The organism is Mycobacterium sp. DL (genome assembly GCF_039729195.1).
In the GTDB taxonomy this organism is placed as follows: Bacteria; Actinomycetota; Actinomycetes; order Mycobacteriales; family Mycobacteriaceae; genus Mycobacterium; species Mycobacterium hippocampi_A.
In genome coordinates, this window is sequence record NZ_CP155796.1 from 4933611 (window position 1) to 4953853 (window position 20243).

General features: G+C 67.0%; 21 protein-coding genes. 11 read left to right on the forward strand and 10 right to left on the reverse strand.

Annotation, left to right across the window (positions count from 1 at the left end; all coding sequences use genetic code 11):
* Nucleotides 1-87 precede the first annotated feature (87 nt).
* Nucleotides 88-1467 (forward strand): cation:dicarboxylase symporter family transporter, encoded by a 1380-nt coding sequence (locus tag ABDC78_RS23580; RefSeq protein ID WP_178360341.1) that lies wholly within the window; start codon nucleotides 88-90, stop codon nucleotides 1465-1467.
* 75 nt (nucleotides 1468-1542) lie between these two features.
* Here ABDC78_RS23580 and ABDC78_RS23585 read toward each other — a convergent pair whose 3' ends face one another.
* The 3 genes from ABDC78_RS23585 to ABDC78_RS23595 all read right to left on the reverse strand — a co-directional run bounded on the left by ABDC78_RS23585 (nucleotide 1543) and on the right by ABDC78_RS23595 (nucleotide 4007).
* Nucleotides 1543-1848, reverse strand: coding sequence for a hypothetical protein (locus tag ABDC78_RS23585; protein WP_178360340.1), 306 nt, complete (start codon nucleotides 1846-1848; stop codon nucleotides 1543-1545).
* Nucleotides 1849-1925: 77 nt separating this feature from the next.
* Nucleotides 1926-3125 (reverse strand): lipid-transfer protein, encoded by a 1200-nt coding sequence (locus tag ABDC78_RS23590; RefSeq protein ID WP_178360339.1) that lies wholly within the window; start codon nucleotides 3123-3125, stop codon nucleotides 1926-1928.
* A gap of 51 nt (nucleotides 3126-3176) precedes the next feature.
* Nucleotides 3177-4007, reverse strand: coding sequence for a hypothetical protein (locus tag ABDC78_RS23595; RefSeq protein ID WP_347133208.1), 831 nt, complete (start codon nucleotides 4005-4007; stop codon nucleotides 3177-3179).
* Nucleotides 4008-4167: 160 nt separating this feature from the next.
* Here ABDC78_RS23595 and ABDC78_RS23600 point away from each other — a divergent pair, with 160 nt between their 5' ends.
* From ABDC78_RS23600 to ABDC78_RS23610, 3 genes are read left to right on the forward strand one after another with little or no spacing between them, the layout of a single operon-like run.
* Nucleotides 4168-5217: a dihydrodipicolinate reductase gene (locus tag ABDC78_RS23600; protein ID WP_178361101.1), complete on the forward strand. Its 1050-nt coding sequence runs from the start codon at nucleotides 4168-4170 to the stop codon at nucleotides 5215-5217.
* A 39-nt stretch (nucleotides 5218-5256) separates the two neighbouring features.
* Nucleotides 5257-5730 (forward strand): SRPBCC family protein, encoded by a 474-nt coding sequence (locus ABDC78_RS23605; RefSeq protein ID WP_178361102.1) that lies wholly within the window; start codon nucleotides 5257-5259, stop codon nucleotides 5728-5730.
* A 40-nt stretch (nucleotides 5731-5770) separates the two neighbouring features.
* On the forward strand, nucleotides 5771-6634 hold the full coding sequence (locus ABDC78_RS23610) for a patatin-like phospholipase family protein (protein ID WP_178361103.1): 864 nt from the start codon (nucleotides 5771-5773) through the stop codon (nucleotides 6632-6634).
* Here ABDC78_RS23610 and ABDC78_RS23615 read toward each other — a convergent pair.
* Together ABDC78_RS23615 and ABDC78_RS23620 are read right to left on the reverse strand one after the other, a co-directional pair.
* Nucleotides 6623-7588 (reverse strand): patatin-like phospholipase family protein, encoded by a 966-nt coding sequence (locus ABDC78_RS23615; protein ID WP_178361104.1) that lies wholly within the window; start codon nucleotides 7586-7588, stop codon nucleotides 6623-6625. The two genes, ABDC78_RS23610 and ABDC78_RS23615, sit on opposite strands and share 12 nt — an antisense overlap.
* Before the next feature lie 64 nt (nucleotides 7589-7652).
* A complete protein-coding gene (locus ABDC78_RS23620) occupies nucleotides 7653-8087 on the reverse strand; it encodes a lipoprotein LpqV (RefSeq protein WP_178361105.1) in 435 nt (144 codons plus the stop codon).
* Nucleotides 8088-8199: 112 nt separating this feature from the next.
* Between ABDC78_RS23620 and ABDC78_RS23625 the strand changes: the two genes are divergently transcribed.
* Both ABDC78_RS23625 and ABDC78_RS23630 read left to right on the forward strand, forming a co-directional pair.
* Nucleotides 8200-8718: a cysteine dioxygenase gene (locus ABDC78_RS23625; RefSeq protein ID WP_178361106.1), complete on the forward strand. Its 519-nt coding sequence runs from the start codon at nucleotides 8200-8202 to the stop codon at nucleotides 8716-8718.
* Nucleotides 8718-9086, forward strand: a complete 369-nt coding sequence (locus ABDC78_RS23630) for a rhodanese-like domain-containing protein (protein WP_178361107.1) — start codon at nucleotides 8718-8720, stop codon at nucleotides 9084-9086. Before ABDC78_RS23625 ends, ABDC78_RS23630 begins: the two co-directional genes overlap by 1 nt.
* On the opposite strand, the gene ABDC78_RS23635 is transcribed toward ABDC78_RS23630, so the two are convergent.
* The 3 genes from ABDC78_RS23635 to ABDC78_RS23645 form a co-directional block, all read right to left on the reverse strand.
* A complete protein-coding gene (locus tag ABDC78_RS23635) occupies nucleotides 9083-10744 on the reverse strand; it encodes an alpha/beta-hydrolase family protein (RefSeq protein ID WP_218621283.1) in 1662 nt (553 codons plus the stop codon). The genes ABDC78_RS23630 and ABDC78_RS23635 overlap by 4 nt on opposite strands.
* Before the next feature lie 63 nt (nucleotides 10745-10807).
* Nucleotides 10808-11590, reverse strand: coding sequence for an enoyl-CoA hydratase (locus tag ABDC78_RS23640; RefSeq protein WP_178361109.1), 783 nt, complete (start codon nucleotides 11588-11590; stop codon nucleotides 10808-10810).
* 17 nt (nucleotides 11591-11607) lie between these two features.
* Nucleotides 11608-12666 carry an enoyl-CoA hydratase/isomerase family protein gene (locus ABDC78_RS23645; RefSeq protein WP_178361110.1) on the reverse strand — a complete coding sequence of 353 codons (1059 nt, stop codon included), beginning with the start codon at nucleotides 12664-12666 and terminating at the stop codon, nucleotides 11608-11610.
* A 163-nt stretch (nucleotides 12667-12829) separates the two neighbouring features.
* On the opposite strand from ABDC78_RS23645, the gene ABDC78_RS23650 reads away from it, so the two are divergent.
* The gene (locus ABDC78_RS23650) at nucleotides 12830-13678 is read left to right on the forward strand and encodes a Bax inhibitor-1/YccA family protein (RefSeq protein ID WP_178361111.1); all 849 of its coding nucleotides are present in this window, start codon (nucleotides 12830-12832) and stop codon (nucleotides 13676-13678) included.
* 131 nt (nucleotides 13679-13809) lie between these two features.
* Here the strand turns inward: ABDC78_RS23650 and ABDC78_RS23655 are convergent, their stop codons facing one another.
* Together ABDC78_RS23655 and ABDC78_RS23660 are read right to left on the reverse strand one after the other, a co-directional pair.
* Nucleotides 13810-15027 carry an acetyl-CoA C-acetyltransferase gene (locus ABDC78_RS23655; RefSeq protein WP_178361112.1) on the reverse strand — a complete coding sequence of 406 codons (1218 nt, stop codon included), beginning with the start codon at nucleotides 15025-15027 and terminating at the stop codon, nucleotides 13810-13812.
* Nucleotides 15028-15077: 50 nt separating this feature from the next.
* Nucleotides 15078-16043 (reverse strand): SGNH/GDSL hydrolase family protein, encoded by a 966-nt coding sequence (locus ABDC78_RS23660; protein WP_178361113.1) that lies wholly within the window; start codon nucleotides 16041-16043, stop codon nucleotides 15078-15080.
* Nucleotides 16044-16237: 194 nt separating this feature from the next.
* On the opposite strand from ABDC78_RS23660, the gene ABDC78_RS23665 reads away from it, so the two are divergent.
* The 4 genes from ABDC78_RS23665 (at nucleotide 16238) to ABDC78_RS23680 (ending at nucleotide 20189) form a co-directional block, all read left to right on the forward strand.
* Nucleotides 16238-17308, forward strand: coding sequence for an alpha/beta hydrolase (locus ABDC78_RS23665; protein ID WP_178361114.1), 1071 nt, complete (start codon nucleotides 16238-16240; stop codon nucleotides 17306-17308).
* A gap of 29 nt (nucleotides 17309-17337) precedes the next feature.
* On the forward strand, nucleotides 17338-18732 hold the full coding sequence (locus ABDC78_RS23670) for a cystathionine beta-synthase (protein ID WP_178361115.1): 1395 nt from the start codon (nucleotides 17338-17340) through the stop codon (nucleotides 18730-18732).
* Between the two features lie 138 nt (nucleotides 18733-18870).
* Nucleotides 18871-19473: an RDD family protein gene (locus ABDC78_RS23675; protein WP_178361116.1), complete on the forward strand. Its 603-nt coding sequence runs from the start codon at nucleotides 18871-18873 to the stop codon at nucleotides 19471-19473.
* Nucleotides 19470-20189 carry an RDD family protein gene (locus tag ABDC78_RS23680; RefSeq protein WP_178361117.1) on the forward strand — a complete coding sequence of 240 codons (720 nt, stop codon included), beginning with the start codon at nucleotides 19470-19472 and terminating at the stop codon, nucleotides 20187-20189. The genes ABDC78_RS23675 and ABDC78_RS23680 overlap by 4 nt, the downstream gene beginning before the upstream one ends.
* The last annotated feature ends 54 nt before the right edge of the window (nucleotides 20190-20243 follow it).

Consider the following 20243-nt stretch of genomic DNA (forward strand, 5'->3'; position numbering starts at 1 on the left):
CGTAATGCACTAATACGTGACCTGGCTCACGGTCTCGCTGAACATCCTTACAGACCACAACGCCAACCCGACCCTGGAGGAACCGCTATGACGACCACGATGGACAAACCGCCGGAGGCGGAGGCGCCCAAGCGCCGCGACCGTACCCACTGGCTCTACATCGCGGTGATCATCGCGGTGATCGCCGGTGTCGGGGTCGGCATCTTCGCGCCTGAGGTCGGCAAGAGCGTCGGTGTCCTGGGCACGATGTTCGTCGCGCTGATCAAGATGATGATCGCCCCGGTCATCTTCTGCACGATCGTGTTGGGCATCGGATCGGTACGCAAGGCGGCGACCGTGGGCAAGGTCGGCGGTCTGGCCTTCGTGTACTTCCTGGTGATGTCCACCTTCGCGCTGGCCATCGGTCTGGTGGTGGGTAACCTGCTGCACCCCGGCAGCGGCCTGAACCTCACCGAGACCTCGGGCAAGGGCGCCGAACTGGCCGAGAAGGCCCATGAATCCGGTGGCCTGCTCGACTTCGTCCAGGGGATCATCCCGACGTCGCTGTTCTCGGCGCTCACCGAGGGCAGCGTGCTGCAGGCGCTGTTCGTCGCACTGCTGGTCGGTTTTGCGCTTCAGGGCCTGGGCTCTGCGGGTCAGCCGATCCTGCGCGGGATCGAGCACCTGCAGAAGCTGGTGTTCAAGGTGCTCGTCATGATCCTGTGGCTGGCCCCGATCGGCGCATTCGGCGCGATCGCCAACGTGGTCGGCCAGACCGGCTGGGCCGCGGTCGGACAGCTGATGGCGTTGATGCTCGGCTTCTATCTGACCTGCACGATCTTCGTGTTCGGAGTGCTCGGCTCACTACTGCGGGTCGTCTCGGGCGTGTCCATCTTCAAGCTGGTGCGCTACCTGGCCCGCGAATACCTGCTCATCGTCTCGACGTCCTCGTCGGAGTCGGCACTACCCCGCCTGATCGCCAAGATGGAACACCTCGGTGTCGACCGTTCCACCGTCGGCGTCGTGGTCCCCACCGGCTACTCGTTCAACCTGGACGGCACCGCGATCTACCTGACGATGGCGTCGCTGTTCATCGCCGGCGCCCTCGGCGACCCGTTGACCGTCAGCGAGCAGATCGGCCTGCTGGTGTTCATGATCGTCGCCTCCAAGGGGGCGGCGGGAGTGACCGGAGCCGGACTGGCCACGCTGGCCGGCGGGCTGCAGGCGCACCGGCCCGACCTGCTCGACGGCGTCGGCCTGATCGTCGGCATCGACCGCTTCATGTCCGAGGCGCGGGCGTTGACCAACTTCTCCGGCAACGCGGTGGCCACCTTGCTGGTCGGGTCGTGGACGAAGACCATCGACAAGGACAAGGTGAACAACGTTCTGGCGGGTCAGGATCCGTTCGACGAACTCACCATGCTGGACGACGATCACGGCTCACGCGCTGACGAGCCGCCGCAGGCGAAGGTCCCTGCGACGGTGTAGAGCGCGTTTCCCGCCGAGAGTACGGTTTCTGACGATTTCAGCTCGAAATCCGTCAGAAACCGTACTTTCGGCCTTTCAGCCGGTGCAGTCCAGCGAGACCGAGATCGTCTGGCGGACCACCACTTCGATCACGCCCCGGCCGCCGTAATGGCGGCCGTGTCCGTCGTCGTCGATGAACTCGGTCTGCTGCTGGGGATTGCGGATGTCGGTGACGACGCATTCACCGATCGGCTTGTTGCCGATCCGGTCGATGTTGACGTAGTAGCCGGCCAGCTCGAGCTGTTCGATGACTTCCCACGGGTTCTGCTGATCGGCTGCGGCCGGACCGGCCGGGCCGTATACGGCGCCGAGCAGAGCGGCGAGTACCCATGCTGTGCGCATACCGCGCCTCCGTCTACCCCGACCTACTCCTCATATCGCCGGTATCGGGTGAGACGTTTCGCCGTCGACAGATAGCCTCAGCGTTCGGCGCGCTGGTAGGCGGTGACGACAGCGGCGCCGCCCAGTCCGATGTTGTGCTGCAGCGCAGCGGTGACACCGTCGACCTGGCGCTTGTCGGCGGTACCGCGCAACTGCCAGGTCAGCTCACTGCACTGCGCCAGGCCCGTCGCGCCGAGCGGGTGGCCTTTGGAGATCAGCCCGCCCGACGGATTGACGACCCACCGGCCACCGTAGGTGGTGTCGTTGGCGTCGATCAGCTCGGGCGCCTCACCCGGTCCGCACAGGCCGAGGGCTTCGTAGAGCAGCAGCTCGTTGGCCGAGAAGCAGTCGTGCAGCTCGATCACCTGGAAGTCCTCGGGGCCCAGCCCGGACTGCTGGTAAACCTGTTGGGAGGCTTGAACGTTCATATCGTGGCCGATGACGTTCGCGGCGCTGCCGTCGAAGGTCGACGCGAAGTCGGTGGTCATCGCCTGTCCGACGATCTCGACGGCCTGCCCGGCCAGATCGTGCTCGTTGACGTAGTCCTCACTGACCAGCACGACCGCCGCGGACCCGTCCGAGGTCGGCGAGCACTGCAGCTTGGTCAGCGGATCGGAGATCATCTTGGCGCCGAGGATGTCGTCGAGGGTGTACTCGTCCTGAAACTGTGCGTAAGGATTGTTCACCGAATGCTTGTGGTTCTTGTAGCCGATCTTCGCAAAATGCTCAGCGGTGGTGCCGTACTTCTTCATGTGCTCGCGGCCTGCGGCGCCGAACATCCACGGCGCCACCGGGAACTGCATCTCATCGATCTCGTTGAGCGCCAGGATGTGTCGCTTCATCGGTGACTCGCGGTCGTCGGCGCCACCGCCCAGCGAGCCCGGCTGCATCTTCTCGAAGCCCAGAGCGAGCACACAGTCCGCGAGGCCGCCGCGAATGGCCTGGGCGCCCAGGTACAGCGCCGTCGATCCGGTCGAACAGTTGTTGTTGACGTTGACGATCGGGATGCCCGTCATCCCGAGTTCGTAGAGGGCACGTTGTCCCGACGTCGAATCGCCCGAGCAGTACCCGACGTAGCCCTGCTGGATCTCGCTGTAGTCGATGCCGGCGTCCTGCAACGCCTTGGTGCCCGACTCGTTGGCCATCTGGGGGTAGTCCCAACCTTCGCGTCGACCCGGCTTCTCGAACTTCGTCATGCCGACGCCGACGACGAACACGCGGTTTCTGGCGTTGCCCATGGGAGTCCCCTACCTTCGCTGCTCTGCGGTCCATCACCGTACCGCGCCAGATCAGCCGTACTGCAGCCACCAGTTGTGCAGCTCTTCGAGGTCCGGCCCCTGGGCGTCGGCGAGCAACAGGTTCTCGTCGTTGGTCCAGACGACGTCGGGTCTGTCGTTGTAGGTGCCGCAGGCGATCTGGCCAGCGACCTGATCGGGGGTCTCGGTGTAGTGCCATGTCGTGGGGGAGTCGACTCCGCTTCCCGGGCACTCCAACAGCTCGGAGTTCACCCTGACCGCTTCGCCGAAGCCGGCGTCGAGTGCGGAGGGGTCGCCGAACAGCGAGTACCGAGTGCTCTGCGGCCCGCCCGGAGTGGTTGCCGGACCACAGTCCACCGTGGCCAGTGCCGTGCCGGCAGGCGGACTGATCGGCTCGCAGTTCGAGCTGTCGTGGCCCGCTGACAACAGCGCCATCAGCTGGCTGTCGTAGGAGTCCGTCGGCGGTGGCGGTGCTGCGGTGGTGGTCCTGGTGCGACGGGTCGGTTCACTGGAGGTGGTGGGTTCCGACGGGCTACTGGTGGGGGTGGCCATCGGCCGCGGCGCCGAGTCGTCCGGCTTGAGCATCCACCAGATGCCGAGTCCGCTCACGGCGACGACGAACACGGCTGCCACCGAGAGGAGCACTATCAGTGGGGCTTTGGAACCGCCGCTGCCAGGTGGCGGCGGCGGCGGACCCCAACCCGGCGGTGGACCGGACGGCGGTGGACCGGGTGGCGGGGGCGGCGGACCCCAACCCGGCGGCGGCCCGGGCGGTGGTGGGCCGGGCGGCGGCGGGCCGGGCGGTGGTGGGCCGGGCGGCGGCGGCATCGGTGGGGGTGGCGATTCCCGCGGGGGATCGGTCATCGTCGCTCCTCAGATGTGTTTTCTACCGGCGAACACACCTTAATGCCGGGCGCGAACACGCACATGGTCAACGGGGTTGCCGGTTTTACGTCCGCCGGCGTCCCCGGGTGGTGTAGATCTGAATAGAACGTGTTCTAGTTTTGTTTCGGGAGGAGTACAGATGGCCCTGCGCGTCGTGCAGTGGGCAACCGGCGGAGTCGGTGTGGCCGCAGTCAAGGGTGTGCTCGAGCATCCCGATCTCGAACTCGTCGGGTGCTGGGTGCACTCCCCGGCCAAGGCGGGCCACGACGTCGGCCAGCTCGTAGGCACCGACCTTCTCGGTGTGACCGCGACCGACAGTGTCGAGGAGATCCTGGCGCTGGACGCCGACGCGGTGATCTACACCCCGCTGATGGGAAATCCGGACGAGGTCGCGTCGCTGTTGAGATCGGGCAAGAACGTGATCACCCCGGTCGGTTGGCTGTATCCCAGCGAACGCAGCGGCGCGCCACTGCGGCAGGCGGCGCTGGAAGGCAACACCACGCTGCACGGCACCGGCATTGCGCCCGGCGGCATCAGCGAGAAGTTCCCGTTGATGTTGTCGGCCATGTCGACCGGGGTGACGTTCGTGCGCGCCGAGGAGTACTCGGATCTGCGCACCTATGAAGCACCCGATGTGCTGCGTCACGTCATGGGCTTCGGCGAGACGCCGGACAAGGCGCTGACCGGTCCGATGCAGAAGATGCTCGACGCGGGGTTCATCCAGGCCGTGCGAATGTGTGTGGACCAGTTGGGGTTCGCCGCGGATCCCAAGGTGCGCGCCACCCAGGAGATCGCGGTCGCCACGGCAACCATCGACTCCCCGATGGGCCCGATCGAACCCGGACAGGTCGCCGGCCGCAAGTTCCACTGGGAGGCGCTCGCCGACGGCGAAGTCGTGGTGCGGGTGACGGTCAACTGGTTGATGGGTGAGGACGATCTGGACCCCGCATGGTCATTCGGCCCGGAGGGGCAGCGCTACGAGATGGAGGTCCGCGGGAACCCCGACTTCACCGTGTCGGTGAAGGGATTCCAATCCGAGGTCGGCGGTGAAGGTCCGGAGTACGGCGTCGTCGGCACCGCCGCGCACTGCGTGAACTCGGTGCCCGCGGTGTGCGCGGCTCCCGCCGGCATCTCGACCTACCTGGACCTGCCGCTGATCAGCGGCAAGGCCGCCCCGCGCTTCCGCTGAGCCCTACGGAACGGGCCGCGACCGGGCTACCATCGGACGATGCACGAGCCCCTGGTCGTCGAGCAGTCACGGGCAATCCCGGTGCGACCGGCCGATGCCTTCGACGGCACCGCGCCGATCTCGTTGCCGATGCTGTTCCGGCGCCGGTACGGGCCGATCCCACCGATCAAGGCGGTCGTGGATCAAACGGGTGACTGGGACGCCGTCGGGCAGAGTCGCACGGTCCTGCTCGCCGGTGGCGGCAGCATGCGTGAGCGGCTGACCGCCTTTGATCCCCCGAACGGCTTCGGATATTCGCTCACCGACATCACCGGCCCGCTGAGTCCCCTGGTGAGCGCCATCGACGGCGAGTGGGTCTTCGACCCCGCCGGCACAGGAACCAAGGTGACCTGGCGCTGGACCATCCACCCGAAATCCGGACTGACGCGGCCGGCACTGCCGGTGTTCGGCCGTCTCTGGCGCGGGTACGCGCGGCAGGCGCTCGAGGAACTGTCACACCAACTCGTGCCCTGACCTCGAGCGGCGACACCAGCTCCTGGCACACTCGACCCTCGTGACGACTGACAAGCGCGCCCTGGTGCTCGCAGGCGGCGGACTGGCCGGTATCGCCTGGGAAACCGGTGTGCTGCTGGGGATTTGTGACGAGGCACCCGAAGCGGGCGAGGCACTGCTCGACTCCGACGTGCTCCTGGGAACCTCGGCAGGTTCCGCGGTCGCGGCCCAGATCGGTAGCGGCGTGCCGCTGACCGAGCTGTTCGCGCGGCAGGTGGCCCCGGGCGACTCGCACGAGATCAACCCCGGCGTGTCCATCGAGACGATCACCGGGTTGTTCCTCGACGCGATGCTCATCGCCGGCGCGACGAAGGCGGAGAAGCTGCAGAAGATCGGCGCGGTGGCCGCGGCCACCGAGACCGTCCCCGAATCGGTCCGCAGATCGGTGATCGCCCAGCGGCTGCCTTCCCATGAATGGCCGCAGCGGATGTTGCGTGTCACCGGGATCGACGTCGCCACAGGAGAACTGGAGGTCTTCGACAACGGGTCCGGTGTCGCCCTGGTGGATGCGGTGGCGGCGAGTTGCGCAGTGCCGGGAGTGTGGCCGCTGGTCACGATCGGTGATCGTCGCTTCATGGACGGTGGCGTGGGAAGCACGGTGAACATCGCGGTCGCGCGGGACTGCGGTACCGCGGTCGTGCTGGTTCCCTCCGGAGCCGACTCACCGTCGCCGTGGGGGATGGCCGCAGCGGAGGAGATCAACACGTTTTCCGGTGAGACGCTGGCGGTGTTCGCAGATGCCGAATCGCTCGCCGCGTACGGGCCGAACCCGTTGGACCCGGCCTGCCGGGCACCGTCGGCGGAGGCGGGCCGGGTCCAGGGGCGTCGCGAAGCGCACCGGGTGGCCCGGTTCCTAGGGCTCTGACTCCTGGTCGAGCGCGTCGAGCGCCGCGCTGGCGAGTTCCTGCCCGATCTCGATGACTTCGTTGGCGCGATGGAAGTCCAGGCTGCGGCAGACCGTGCGGGGAACCTCGATCAGCAGGTCAGGAGGATAGGCCGCCAGCGTGTGACGGGCCAGCGCGCTCTGGGCGATGTCGATGGTGCGGTTCATGACCTCGAGCCCGCCCAGTCTGGGGACCACCGGCAGGCTCTCCGTCTCGACGGACTCGACGTCCTCGTCGGGCGGGGTGAACCGGCCCAGTACAGCTCGGCCGGTCTGCGTCTCGAGCAGTGACCGCGCCGCCTTGGTGTCGAGCAGAGTGGAAGTGCTGCGCCACATGCGGTTCAGCCATTCTCCAGTGAGCCCGGCTTCGGCCTCGCTGCGTCGGGCGTTGGGGTCGTCCCCGGACAGGCTCACGGCGATGGTCGCGTCCGCGACGGCCGCCGCGATGGGCGCCATCGGAATCGGATCGAGGATGCCGCCGTCGGCGAGCAGTCTGCCGCCGAGCACGTGGGGGGTGATGAGGCCGGGTATCGCGATCGATGCCCGGATCGCGTCGTCCACCGGTCCGCGTTGCATCCACACCGACTTCCCGGTGATCAGGTCGGTGGCCACCGACGTGAACGCCACCGGGAGTTCCTCGATGGTGACGTCACCGAGGATCTCGCGGACGGCCACCAGGATCTTCTCCGCCCGCAGCACCCCCGCCGAGGTGATCGACGGGTCGAGCAGTCGCAGTACCGCGCGCTGGGTCAAAGAACTTGCCCACACGGCGTATTCGTCCATCTTGCCGGCGGCTTCCAAGCCACCGACCAATGCACCCATGGACGACCCGGCGATGCCGACGATCTGGTGACCACGTTCGTGCAACTCGTTGATCACGCCGATGTGCGCGTAACCGCGGGCCCCGCCACTGCCCAGCGCCAGTGCGACCCGCATGGATCTCATTCTGCGTCATGGTTATGGACTTAATGACACCCGTGAGCAGAACTCCCGCGGGCGATCAGCCGCAGAGCGCGTCGGCCGCCGCTTCGACCGCGACGATGACGGCAGACTGCTGTCCAGGGGAGAGCTCCGCCCAGGGCCGGCCGAAGGTTCCCGGACCCGACGAGTTCGAGCTCTGGACCGTCTGCAGGTAGGGCTCGATCAGCGTCTTCGGGTCACCGCCCCGCTCGCCCATCCACGTCCGCGCAGCCAGGCAGGCCTGGAAGTAGTCGTCTTCGGTGGACTCCGCGGGAGCACCGACGGCCGTCGTCACCCCGCCCGGGGACACCCCGACTTCACCGGGGGCCACCGACGTCGGAGTGTCTGACGGTGACGTGGACGTCGCTGCCGGTGACGACGACGTCGCCTCCGGCTCGGTGCCCGACGAGCAACCGGAGAGAATCACCAAACCGGCGGCGGCGGCGCACACGGCGCGAAGTGGGTGCCTGCGCATCCCGCCAATCTATGCAACACTGGCCGCCATGAACGACGGGACCCGGTTTCTGGAGTGTTGTCAGGCCTGACCGCCTGCCCCCTGAATCCTTCGTCCGTCTCTGGAGTTCTTCATGGTTCTCGCGCCTACGCGGCTGCGTCTCGCCGATCTACTGCATGTCACCGACCGATTCGCCGACGACGTTCTCGGCCGCCGGTTCGACCATCTCCTACCGCCCGGCGGGCCGCCGGCCACGGAGCGGTGGTTCACCCGGTTGCACGGCGACGACGAACTGGACGTCTGGCTGATCAGCTGGGTTCCGGACCGCTCGACCGAGTTGCACGACCACAGCGGCTCCCTCGGCGCGCTGACCGTGATCTCCGGTTCTCTGGACGAAACCCGTTGGGACGGAAAGTCTCTGCGTAAGCGGAGGCTGACGGCAGGTGATCAGGCGGCGTTCCCGCTCGGTTGGGTGCACGATGTCGTGTGGGCCCGCGAGGAGGTTTCTGCAGGCCCGGTGGTCACAGCTCCGACGTTGAGCGTGCACGCGTACTCGCCGCCACTGACCGCCATGTCGTACTACGACGTCACCGACGGCAATACATTGCGCCGCAACCGAACCGAACTGACCGATCATCCGGAGGCAACCTAGTGCCCAGCCGCATCGACGCGATCCTCGACGACGCCCGCGCCACGTTGACCAGACTGTCGGCCGAGGAGGTGCCCGCAGCGCTGGCCCGCGGCGCCCTGCTGGTCGACATCCGTCCCGCCGCGCAGCGTGCCGCCGAAGGCGAGGTGGCCGGCGCTCTGATCGTCGAACGCAACGTCCTGGAATGGCGCTGTGATCCCACCAGCGACGCGCGGATGCCGCAGGCCGTCGACGACGATGTCGAATGGGTCATCCTGTGCTCGGAGGGATATACCTCCAGCCTGGCCGCCGCATCGCTGAAAGAACTCGGACTGCATCGGGCCACCGATGTGATCGGCGGCTACCACGCGCTCAAAGTGGTTCTGAACTAAGAGCTCTCGTTGCTGCGTAGCATCGGGCGCAGTTTCTCGGTCTTCTCCTGCGTCCATCCCGGCGGGGACAGGATCGCCGCCCACGCATCGGCGACGTTCCTGACATACACGTGGCCGTGGCCGTCGGGGACGTTGACCGCCACCGCCATGTCCGCTGACACCTGCAGGAACGTGACGATGGGAATCCACTCCATGTCCGGGGACACGTCGTAGCCGCGCGGTTCGCGCAGCCAATCCGGCTCGGCGAACAGCAGATCCGGGTTCCACCACGCGATCGGATCAGAGGCGTGTTGCAGGTACACGACCCGCGGTAGCCCCCACGGGTCGGGTGGGCGTTGGAGGTCGCGAGCCTCGGCGACGAATCGGACGTTCTCGCCGCTGTCGTAGATCGGCAGCCACTCCGGGGAGCCGGGATCACGGTTGCGGGTCAGATCCGTCCAGATCGTGTTGTTGAATGTGGGCCCGCTGAACAGCGCACCGTCGGTTCGGGCGATGAGGTTGTTCAATGCCAGGAACGGTGCCTCGCCGCCGAAGGAGCCGAGGCTCTCGCCGAAGACCACCAACTGCGGCCGCTGCGCCTCGGGCATCTCGCGGATCAGTTCGTCGACGGCCTCGAACAGCGCTTGGCCGGCCTGGCGGGCGTTCTCCTTGTCGACGAGGAACGACAGCCAACTGGGCAGAAACGAGTACTGCATGCTGACGATCGCGGTGTCGCCGTTGTACATGTACTCCAACGCGGCGGCCTCGGCGGCGTTGATCCAGCCGGTACCGGTGGTGGTGGCGACCGCCACGATAGCGCGGTCCAGACCGCCGGTGCGCTGCAACTCTCGAGCGGCCAACTCGGCGGTCTCTTTGATGCCGTCCGCGGAGTTCAGACCCGCGTAGGCGCGGATCGGCTCGACCGCGGGACTCCCGTTGAACTCGGCCAGCTGTTCGACCGTGGGGCCACCGTCGATGAAGATGCGGCCCTGATGGCCCAGTGACTCCCAGCTGACAAGCGACTCGGGCCCGCCGGAGCGAAGGGCGGTCTCCGGCGCGGCGAAGTCGGGATCGGTTTCGTCGTTGACCGCGGCGAATGTGCTGTTGATGGTGCTCATCGCGAATCGCACGACGATGCCGTTGAGCAGTGCGACGGTCAGTGCGAGCAACAGGACGACCGTGACGACAGCCGAAACCCGCGGCGGGGCAATGCGATCGAGTTGGCGCACCAGGAAGCGCACCAGCTTGCCGACCAGCTGGCCGATCTCGACGAGCACGAACAGAGTGATCAGCGACAGCGCCGCGGCCAGCGGATGGTCCCAGAACCCCAGCCGGGGCACTCCCATGAGGTCGCGGACGTCGTCCTGCCAGCCGTGGAACCAGATGATCATCAGCGTCATGCCGACGACGCCGATCCCGACGAGAACCAGCCACGCCCAGCGCGGCGCGGCCGGAGTCGACTCCTTCGAGAGCATGTAGCGCACCAGCCAGACCGCAAAAACCCCGATGGCGTAGCCGATCGCGCCCGCGCCGCCGCTGACCAGCCCCTGGAACAGCGGGCCGCGGGGCAGCAGCGACGGCGTCAGGGAGAAATACAGGAAAACCAGACCGACAGCGGTGCCGGTGAACGTATAGCGCCGAACCCACCAGGCCTTCCTCGCCGGCGGCGCCGGTTTCAGGTCTTCCGGCGTTGCGTCTTCGGTCGCTACGGCGCCCTTACCGGTATCGGTCACGAACGAACTTTAGCGGTGTGTGAAGTTCGCGGCCCGCTTCTCGGTGAAGGCGTTCATGCCCTCGGTCTGGTCGTCGGTTGCGAACGCGGAGTGAAACAGTCGACGCTCGTAGAGCAGCCCCTCCGACAGCGTGGTCTCGAATGCCCGGCTGACTGCTTCCTTGGCCATCCGCGACGCCGACAGCGACATCCCGGCAATCGTCTCGGCGACGGAATTGGCTTCGTCGAGCAGCGCGTCGGCAGCCACGACGCGGGACACGAGACCGGCACGCTCGGCTTCCTCGGCGCCCATGTTGCGACCGGTCAGGATCAGGTCCATGGCTTTGGCCTTGCCGATCGCGCGCGTCAGTCTTTGCGACCCACCCATGCCCGGCAGCACCCCCAGCTTGATCTCGGGCTGGCCGAACTTGGCGGTGTCCGCCGCGATCAGGATGTCGCACATCATCGCCAGTTCGCAGCCACCGCCGAGCGCGTACCCCGACACCGCCGCGATGGTGGGTGTGCGGGTCGCGGCGAACTTGCCCCAGGCGGCGAAGAAATCGGATGCGAACACCTCGGCGAACGACAGGTTCGCCATCTCCTTGATGTCGGCCCCGGCCGCGAAGGCCTTCTCATTGCCGGTGAGGATGATCGCGCCGACACCCGGGTCGGCGTCGAGTTCGGCTGCGGCGGTGGTGACTTCGGCCATCACCTGGCTGTTGAGCGCGTTGAGGGCCTTCGGCCGGTTCAGGGTGATGGTGGCAACGCGGCCCTCGCGGGTGACCAGAATCGTCTCGTAGTTGTCGGACGTCATCGCTACTCCTGTGGGTGTCAGTGGTCGAAGGTCAGGTCGGGATCGGCTGAAACAAAATACGCGTCGACGTCCGCGGGGGTGACCAGAGGCAGCGACGCCGGTGACCATTGGGGCTTGCGGTCCTTGTCGATGAGCAGTGCCCGGATGCCCTCGACCAGATCATGCGAGCGCAGGGCGCCGCACGCTGTCCGGAATTCCTGGCGCAGTGCGTCTTCGAGCGTCGGAAGGTTCGCCGCCCGCCGCACCGCCTCCAACGCCACCGACACCGCGACGGGGGATCGGGATGTGATCAGGTCGGCGGCGTCGCCGGCGGCTGAGCCGCCCATCTGCCCTGCCGCAGCGTGGTCCCGCAGTGCGGCGACGATGTCGGCGACGGTCTCGCCCGCATAGCAGCGGTCGATCCACTCCCGCTGGGCGAGCAGGGGACTCGGCGGCGGGTCCACGGCACAAGCGGCGACTGCACTGTCGATGCCGTCGGCGAGGATCGCCTCGGTGAAGGCGTCGAGACGATCGTGGGGCACGAAGTGATCGGCGAAGCCCATCGCGATGGCGTCGGCGCCGGTGAACGGCGCACCCGTGAGGGCGGCGTGGACGCCCAGTAGGCCGGGGGTGCGCGCCAGGATGAACGTGCCTCCGACGTCAGGGATGAACCCGATACCGACCTCGGGCATCGCCATCTTGGTCGTCTCGGTGACGACGCGGACGCTGCCGTGTGCGCTCAGACCCACGCCGCCGCCCATCGTGATGCCGTTCATCAGCGCCACATACGGTTTGGGATAGCGCCCGATGTAGGCGTTGAGCAGGTATTCGTCGTGCCAGAACTGCCGCGTCGCGGCGCCGCCGACCTTGGCGTCGTGATAGATCGCGACGACGTCGCCGCCCGCGCACAGCCCGCGGTCACCCGCGCCGGAGACGACGACCGCGCGGACCGCGTCGTCGTGCTCCCACATGGACAGCGCCGCCGAGATCCGACCGACCATCGAGTGGGTCAGGGAATTGATCGCCTTGGGCCGGTTCAGCGTGAGCAGACCCACGCCACGGTCCACAGATACTAGGACATCCTCGTTATCGACCACGGAATGCAATGTAGTTCGTTGCTCAAGGGAGAGTCGGCCCAGGTAAGGTTTCCTGTGAAGGGCCTGGGAGCAGGCCGTCGCGATGCGCGGGAACCGGCTGGGGCCCTCACACGTTGACGGAATGTTCGTCATAGGTCGACACCAGCACAGGAGAGGAACGACGGTGCGCGAAAGCAGCAACCCGGTATTCCGTTCGCTGCCCAAGGGGCAGGGCGGATACGCGCAATTCGGTACCGGAGCCGCCGGAGGCGCGGCGGCAGCGGTACATGCGGATCCCTACGCGGCTCAGCCGTATCAGGATCAGCGAGCGGTCGACACCCGGCCGATGACCATCGACGACGTCGTCACCAAGACCGCCACTTCACTGGGCGTCCTGACTGTCGTCGCGATCGTCTCGTACTTCCTCGTGTCGTCGAACGTCGGCTTGATGATGCCGTTCGTGCTCGTCGGCGGTCTCGGCGGTCTGGCGCTGATCCTGGTCGCGACGTTCGGTCGCAAGCAGGACAACCCGGCGATCGTGCTGAGCTACGCCGCGCTCGAAGGCCTCTTCGTCGGCGCCGCGTCGTTCCTGTTCGCCAACCTGGTGTCAACGGGCGGACCCGGGATGATCGCGCAGGCGATCTTCGGCACCATCGGCGTGTTCTTCGGCATGCTCGTCGTCTACAAGACCGGCGCCATCCGCGTCACGCCGAAGTTCACCCGGATGCTCATCGCCGCGATGTTCGGCGTGATCGCCATCGCCCTGCTCAACTTCGTGCTCGCGATCTTCGGAGTCGGCGGCGGCGAGGGCTTCGGACTGCGTAGCGGTGGCCCGCTGGCGATCATCTTCTCGCTGGTGTGCATCGGCCTGGCAGCGTTCATGTTCCTGATCGATTTCGACTCGGCCGACCAGCTGATCCGTGCCGGTGCGCCGGCCAAGGCGGCATGGGGCGTTGCCCTCGGCCTGACCGTCACCCTGGTGTGGCTGTACATCGAGATCCTGCGCCTGCTGAGCTACTTCAACAGCGACTAGCGCTAGACAACGAAAGAGGGGCGTCCACGGTGTGGGCGCCCCTCTTTCGTGCGTTCATTGCGTTGAGACTGAGATGCGGGCGGTCGCTACTCGCACTTTCGCGCCGCTGTCTCAGTCTCAACGCCGAGACATCAGGCCAGCCGCTCGACGACCATCGCCATGCCCTGCCCGCCACCGACACACATCGACTCGACGCCGAACGTCTTGTCGTGGGTGGCCAGGTTGTTCAGCAGGGTGGCGGTGATGCGGGCGCCCGTCATGCCGAACGGGTGGCCCAGCGCGATGGCGCCGCCGGAGACGTTGAGCTTGTCCTCGTCCATGCCCAGTTCCCGGGCGGAGCCGAGCACCTGCACCGCGAACGCCTCGTTGATCTCGTACAGATCGATGTCGGCGATGCTCATCTTGGCGTTGGCCAGCGCCTTCTTGACGGCCTCGATCGGGCCCAGGCCCATGATCTCCGGGGACAGACCGGTCACAGCCGTCGACACGATGCGCGCCAGCGGCGTCAGTCCGAGCGCCTTGGCCTTGGTGTCGCTCATGATCACGACCGCGGCAGCGCCGTCGTTGAGCGGGCACGCGTTGCCGGCAGTGATGGTGCCGTTGGGCCGGAACACCGGCTTGAGCTGGCTGATCTTTTCGTAGGTGGTGCCGGCGCGGGGGCCGTCATCGGTCGACACGACCGTGCCGTCGGGCAAGGTCACCGGCGAGATCTCCCGGGCGAAGAAGCCGCTGTTGATGGCTTCCTCGGCGCGGTTCTGCGACCGCACGCCCCAGTGGTCCTGATCCTCGCGGCTGATACCGGTGTGCAGCGCGACATTCTCGGCGGTCTGCCCCATCGCGATGTAGACGTCGGGAAGGTTGCCGTCGTCGCGCGGGTCGTGCCATTCGTCGGCACCTGCCGCGGCCTGCTCCGAGCGTGCCTGCGCCTCGGCGAAGACCGGGTTCTTGGAGTCCGGCGCACCGTCGGCGGCACCCTTGCCGAATCGCGAGACCGTCTCCACCCCGGCGGAGATGAACGCGTCACCCTCGCCGGCCTTGATCGCGTGGAAGGCCATCCTGGTGGTCTGCAGCGACGACGAGCAGTAGCGGTTGACGGTGGTGCCGGGCAGGAAGTCGTAACCGAGCTCCACGGCCACCGCGCGAGCGATGTTGTAACCGGCCTCGCCGGCGGGCTGACCGCAGCCCATCATCAGGTCGTCGATCTCGCGGGGATCGAGGCCGGGCACCTTGTCCAGGGCGGCCTTGACCATCTGCGCGGCGAGATCGTCAGGGCGCATGGAGACCAGCGAGCCCTTGCCTGCTCGGCCGATGGGTGAACGTGCGGTGGCGACGATGACGGCCTCGGGCATGACGGCTCCTTGGTGATCGAGCGACTGGCGGATCGGAAACTACACAGAACCTAGCCCGCGGCCACCACGACCGGAGCGGGGACCCCGGTCGAGCGCCGCCACAGTCGGCTCAACCCGCCGATGCGCGCGAGCAGCGAACTGCCCTCGGCCACCCTCGACTCCAGAGCCCTTTCGTCCGGCATCCCAGAGACGAACTCGCCCAGCGCAATACACAGCGCCGGCAACAACTGTTTGGCGGCGAGCTCGTAGCCTGCGGCCGACGGATGGAACATGTCCTGCGAGAACAGCAGCTCAGGGGTCTTGTAGAAGTGCGGCGCCAACAGGTCGGAGAAAGGCACCGGGGTGCCGCCGGCCGCCCGCACCTCGGCCGCCTGCGCGCGTGCCAGCCGAAGCCCTCGTCCTCGGGCGACCCACCGCAGGGGCTGCGGAATCGCGGTGATGACGCCGAAGTCCGGACAGGTGCCGACCGCGACCACCGCGCCGCTGCTGCGCAACCGCTGCACCGCCCGGCCGAGTCGTCGTGCCGAAGGTCCCACGCCGTTGGGTTTGGTGATGTCGTTGGCGCCGATCATGATGACCGCGGCGTCCGGCGGGGGACCGGCGACGAACATGGCGTCGATCTGACCGGACAGACCTTTAGACGTCGCCCCCACGATCGCCTTCGTGCTGAGTCGGATCCGCTTCCCCGACTCCTCGGCCAACCCCCTGGCGAGCAACACACCGGGCACCTCGTCACCGCTGGTGCAGCCGTAGCCGGTGGCGGTGGAATCGCCGAAGATCATCAGGTGCAGGTCGAACGGCACCCCCCGGTGCCAGCGCTCCACGGGCCCGCCGCCGGGTGAGTAGACCCCGTCGGCGCGGGGCGGCACGTCCCATGACTTTGGTATGACCTGGCGCGCCTGCTCGGCTTGCCCACTCAGCAGATTGCGGGCTCCGACGTAGGCGGAACCTGTCGACGCGAGCGTTGCCGCAGCCGCCAGAGCGACGGCCGACCGACGCGGTGCACGGATGCCCACGCGGCCCAGTCTAGAGCGGTCCGCGACGGTTTCACCGGCGGCGCTGCGGATCGGCGATCACGGTGCGGTATCAACTCCGGTACCAAAAACGTTTAATGAATTGTGATAGTGGTTACATGTGCCAAGCTAAGTTTCGAGGTTGGCTGAGTAACTCAACACACTCCGGCTCTACAACGGCGTAGGAAGTGGTGGCGATGACGGCACCGAGTAAGGTCCCCAGCTCTTCGCATCTTGGTGTCAGGCCTGGCAGAGGGCATAAGCCTCGCCGATTCCCGGTCAGTGACGGCGCTCCCGTCGAGGTCGTCGAGGACGGCCCGAGCATCGCGGGCCGGCTGATGGGCCTGGCCGCCCTTCTGACCGTCAAGCCGGCATTGACCATCGGCAGCTACGCCCCCAGGGCGCCGTGGCCGTGGGGCCTGGTGGACTTCGCCGCCCGGATCATGCGGCCCGCCCCCGGCACCGTGCGTGCCACCATCTCGCTTCCGCACTGCACCGCTCAGCTGGTGCGCGCCGCCGGTGTCCTGCCGGCGGACGGCAAGCGCAGCGTCATTCTCTACATGCACGGTGGGGCGTTCCTGACCTGCGGCGTCAACACCCATGGTCGCCTGGTGACGGCCCTGTCGAAGTACGCGGACAGCCCCGTGCTGGTCGTCAACTATCGGATGATCCCGAAACACTCGGTCGGTACCGCGCTCGACGACTGCCACGACGCGTACAAGTGGCTCCGGGAAACCGGCTACGAACCCGATCAGATCGTGCTGGCGGGTGATTCGGCGGGCGGCTATCTGTCGCTGGCGCTCGCTGAGCGGCTGCACGTCGAGGGCATCAACGGCTACGAGGGTGAATCGCCCGCCGCCATCGCCACCATGTCGCCGCTGTTCGAGATCGACAACGAGGCCCGCGCGGACCACCCGAACGTCCGCACCGATGTGATGTTCCCGCACAAGGCCTTCCACGCGCTCGTCGAGCTGATCGGCGAAGCGGCGAGCCGCAACATCGAAGACGGCCGGCCCGAGGAGATCTACGAGCCGCTCGACCACATCGAGCCGGGACTGCCGCGCACTCTGATCCACGTCTCCGGGTCCGAGGTCCTGCTCAGCGACGCCCGGAAAGCGGCGCGTCTGCTGGCCGCCGCAGGGGTCCCGGTGGAGATCCGTATCTGGCCTGGTCAGATGCATGTCTTCCAGCTCGGGGCGCCCGCGGTGTCGGAGGCAGGCCGGTCGCTACGCCAGATCGGTGAGTACATCAGAGAGGCCACCTGGTAGTCGTCCGCCGGGCCTGACACGATGGACGTATGCGGATCGCCCGGCACGTCAGTGAGCTCATCGGCAATACCCCTCTGGTACAGCTGAACTCGGTGGTCCCTCCGGGGTCGGGTGTCGTGGCGGCCAAAATCGAGTACCTCAACCCCGGTGGCAGCGCCAAAGACCGCATCGCGGTCAAGATGATCGACGCCGCCGAGGCCAGTGGCGAGCTCCGGCCCGGTGGCACCATCGTCGAACCGACCTCGGGAAACACCGGTGTCGGGCTGGCGCTGGTCGCCCAGCAGCGCGGCTACAAGTGCATCTTCGTCTGCCCCGACAAGGTCAGCGAGGACAAGCGCAACGTCCTGCGCGCGTACGGAGCGGACGTCGTCGTCTGCCCGACGGCCGTCCCGCCGGACCATCCCGACAGTTACTACAGCGTGTCCGACCGGCTTGTGCAGGAGGTGGACGGCGCCTGGAAGCCCGACCAGTACTCCAATCCGATGGGGCCCGAAAGCCACTACGAGACGACCGGCCCCGAGATCTGGGCCGACACCGACGGCAAGGTGACCCACTTCGTCGCCGGCGTGGGCACCGGCGGCACCATCACCGGCGCCGGCCGTTACCTCAAAGAGGTGTCCGACGGCCGGGTCAAGGTGATCGGGGCGGACCCCGAAGGTTCGGTCTACTCCGGCGGAACCGGCCGCCCCTACCTGGTCGAGGGCGTGGGCGAGGATTTCTGGCCGTCGGCCTACGACCCTGCGGTACCCGACGAGATCATCGCGGTGTCCGATGCCGACTCCTTCGAGATGACTCGTCGGCTGGCGCGCGAGGAAGCACTGCTCGTCGGCGGATCGTGCGGGATGGCCGCGGTCGCGGCGATCAGGGTGGCTGAACGCGCGGGTCCGGATGCGCTGGTCGTGGTCCTGCTTCCCGACGGCGGGCGCGGTTACCTCTCAAAGGTTTTCAACGACGACTGGATGTCGTCCTACGGGTTCCTGCGCAGTCGCCTGGACGGTTCGGTCCAGGAATCGACGGTCGGCGACGTGCTGCGCGGCAAGTCCGGCGGACTCCCGGACCTCGTCCACACCCATCCGTCGGAGACGGTGCGCGACGCCATCGGGATCCTGCGCGAGTACGGGGTGTCGCAGATGCCCGTGGTCGGCGCCGAACCCCCGGTCATGGCAGGGGAGGTGGCGGGCAGTGTGTCCGAGCGGGAACTCCTGTCGGCAGTGTTCGAGGGGCGTGCCAAGTTGGCCGACGCCGTCGCCCAGCACATGAGCCCGGCGCTCCCGTTGCTCGGGGCGGGAGAACTCGTGAGCACCGCGGCCAAGTCCCTGCGCGAATGCGACGCGGTGATGGTGGTCGAGGAAGGCAAGCCGGTCGGGGTGCTCACCCGGCACGACCTCCTGGGATTCCTGTCCGACGGCAACGCTCACAGCTGACCGCTCGCGCTGGATCTGGCAAACCCGGACACCGCACGGGACCAAGATCATTTTCACGCGTGAAAACGCTGCTCCCAGGTGTTTCTCAGGTATCGTAAGCACGCTTGTTCCCAGTTGGTACAGCGCTGAAAGGCGTCCATGACCGATCAACCGCCGCCGGGGAGTCACCCGCCTCCACCAGGGGGCGGTTACCCGTCGCAGCATGGCGGATACGTCCCGCCGGGGGCAGGGCCGGGTCCGTCGCAGGGGTCGTACACGCCGTGGCTCAACCGGGTGGTCGCGTGGGTCATCGACATCATCCCGGTGTTGCTCGTGCAGGCCATCGCCTGGGGGATTCTGGCGGGCACCCAGGAGACGGTGTGTGTCACCGACACCTCCGAGTTCGATCTCGGCGAGTTCTGCGCCACCGGTGCCTCCACGCCCGGTCAGCTCGCGGTCGCCGCCGCCGGCATCGTGATCCTCGGCTACGTCATCTGGAACTTCGGCTACCGGCAGGGTACGACGGGCTCGAGTATCGGCAAGTCGATCGTGAAGTTCAAGGTGATCAGTGAAAAGACTTGGCAGCCAATCGGTTTCGGTCTTTCGATCGTGCGCCAAGTGGCCCACCTGCTCGATGCGGTGATCTGCTACATCGGCTTCCTGTGGCCACTGTGGGACGCAAAGCGCCAGACGATCGCCGACAAGGTCATGACTACGGTCTGCATCCCGCTAGCCGAAGACGAATATAAGGAGAATCGATGACAGACAATCCGCCGCCGCCGGGTGGTTTCCCGCCGCCGCCCCCGGGTGGTTATCCGCCGCCGCCGCAGGGGAACTATCCGCCGTCGGGCGGTTACCCCCCACCGCCCCAGGGCGGTTATCCGCCACCGCCGCAAGGCAATTACCCACCGCCGGGTGGTTTCCCGCCGCCGCAACAGTCCTCAGGCTACGCATCGCAGTCCGGGCCGGCACTGCCCAAGGAGGCGTACACCTCGTGGATCACGCGCGTGGCAGCCTGGTTCATCGACTACCTCCCGGTGTTGATCGTCGTGGGCATCGCCCAGGGCATCGCGATCCTCACCGGCGACAACGAATGCGTCACCTACGGCAGCGGTGTCGCGTGCACCTCGAGCTATTCGGTCGTCGGCTCGGTGGTGTCGTTCCTGGGCTCCGTGCTGGCGCTGGCGTTCGTCGTCTGGAACTACGGCTACCGCCAGGGCACCACCGGATCGAGCATCGGCAAGTCGGTGATGAAGTTCAAGGTGGTCAGTGAGAAGACCTGGCAGCCCATCGGTTTCGGCCTTTCGGTGGTGCGTCAGCTGGCCCACTTCGTGGATGCGATCATCTGCTACATCGGCTACCTGTTCCCGCTGTGGGACAGCAAGCGTCAGACGTTGGCCGACAAGATCATGACCACGGTGTGTGTCCCGCTCAACCCGCAGCCGCTACCACCCGGATCCGGACCGACGCAGTACTAGGCGACGTTCGTCGGAGAGGCACCATCAGGAGCCGGTGCCTCTCCGACGACCAAC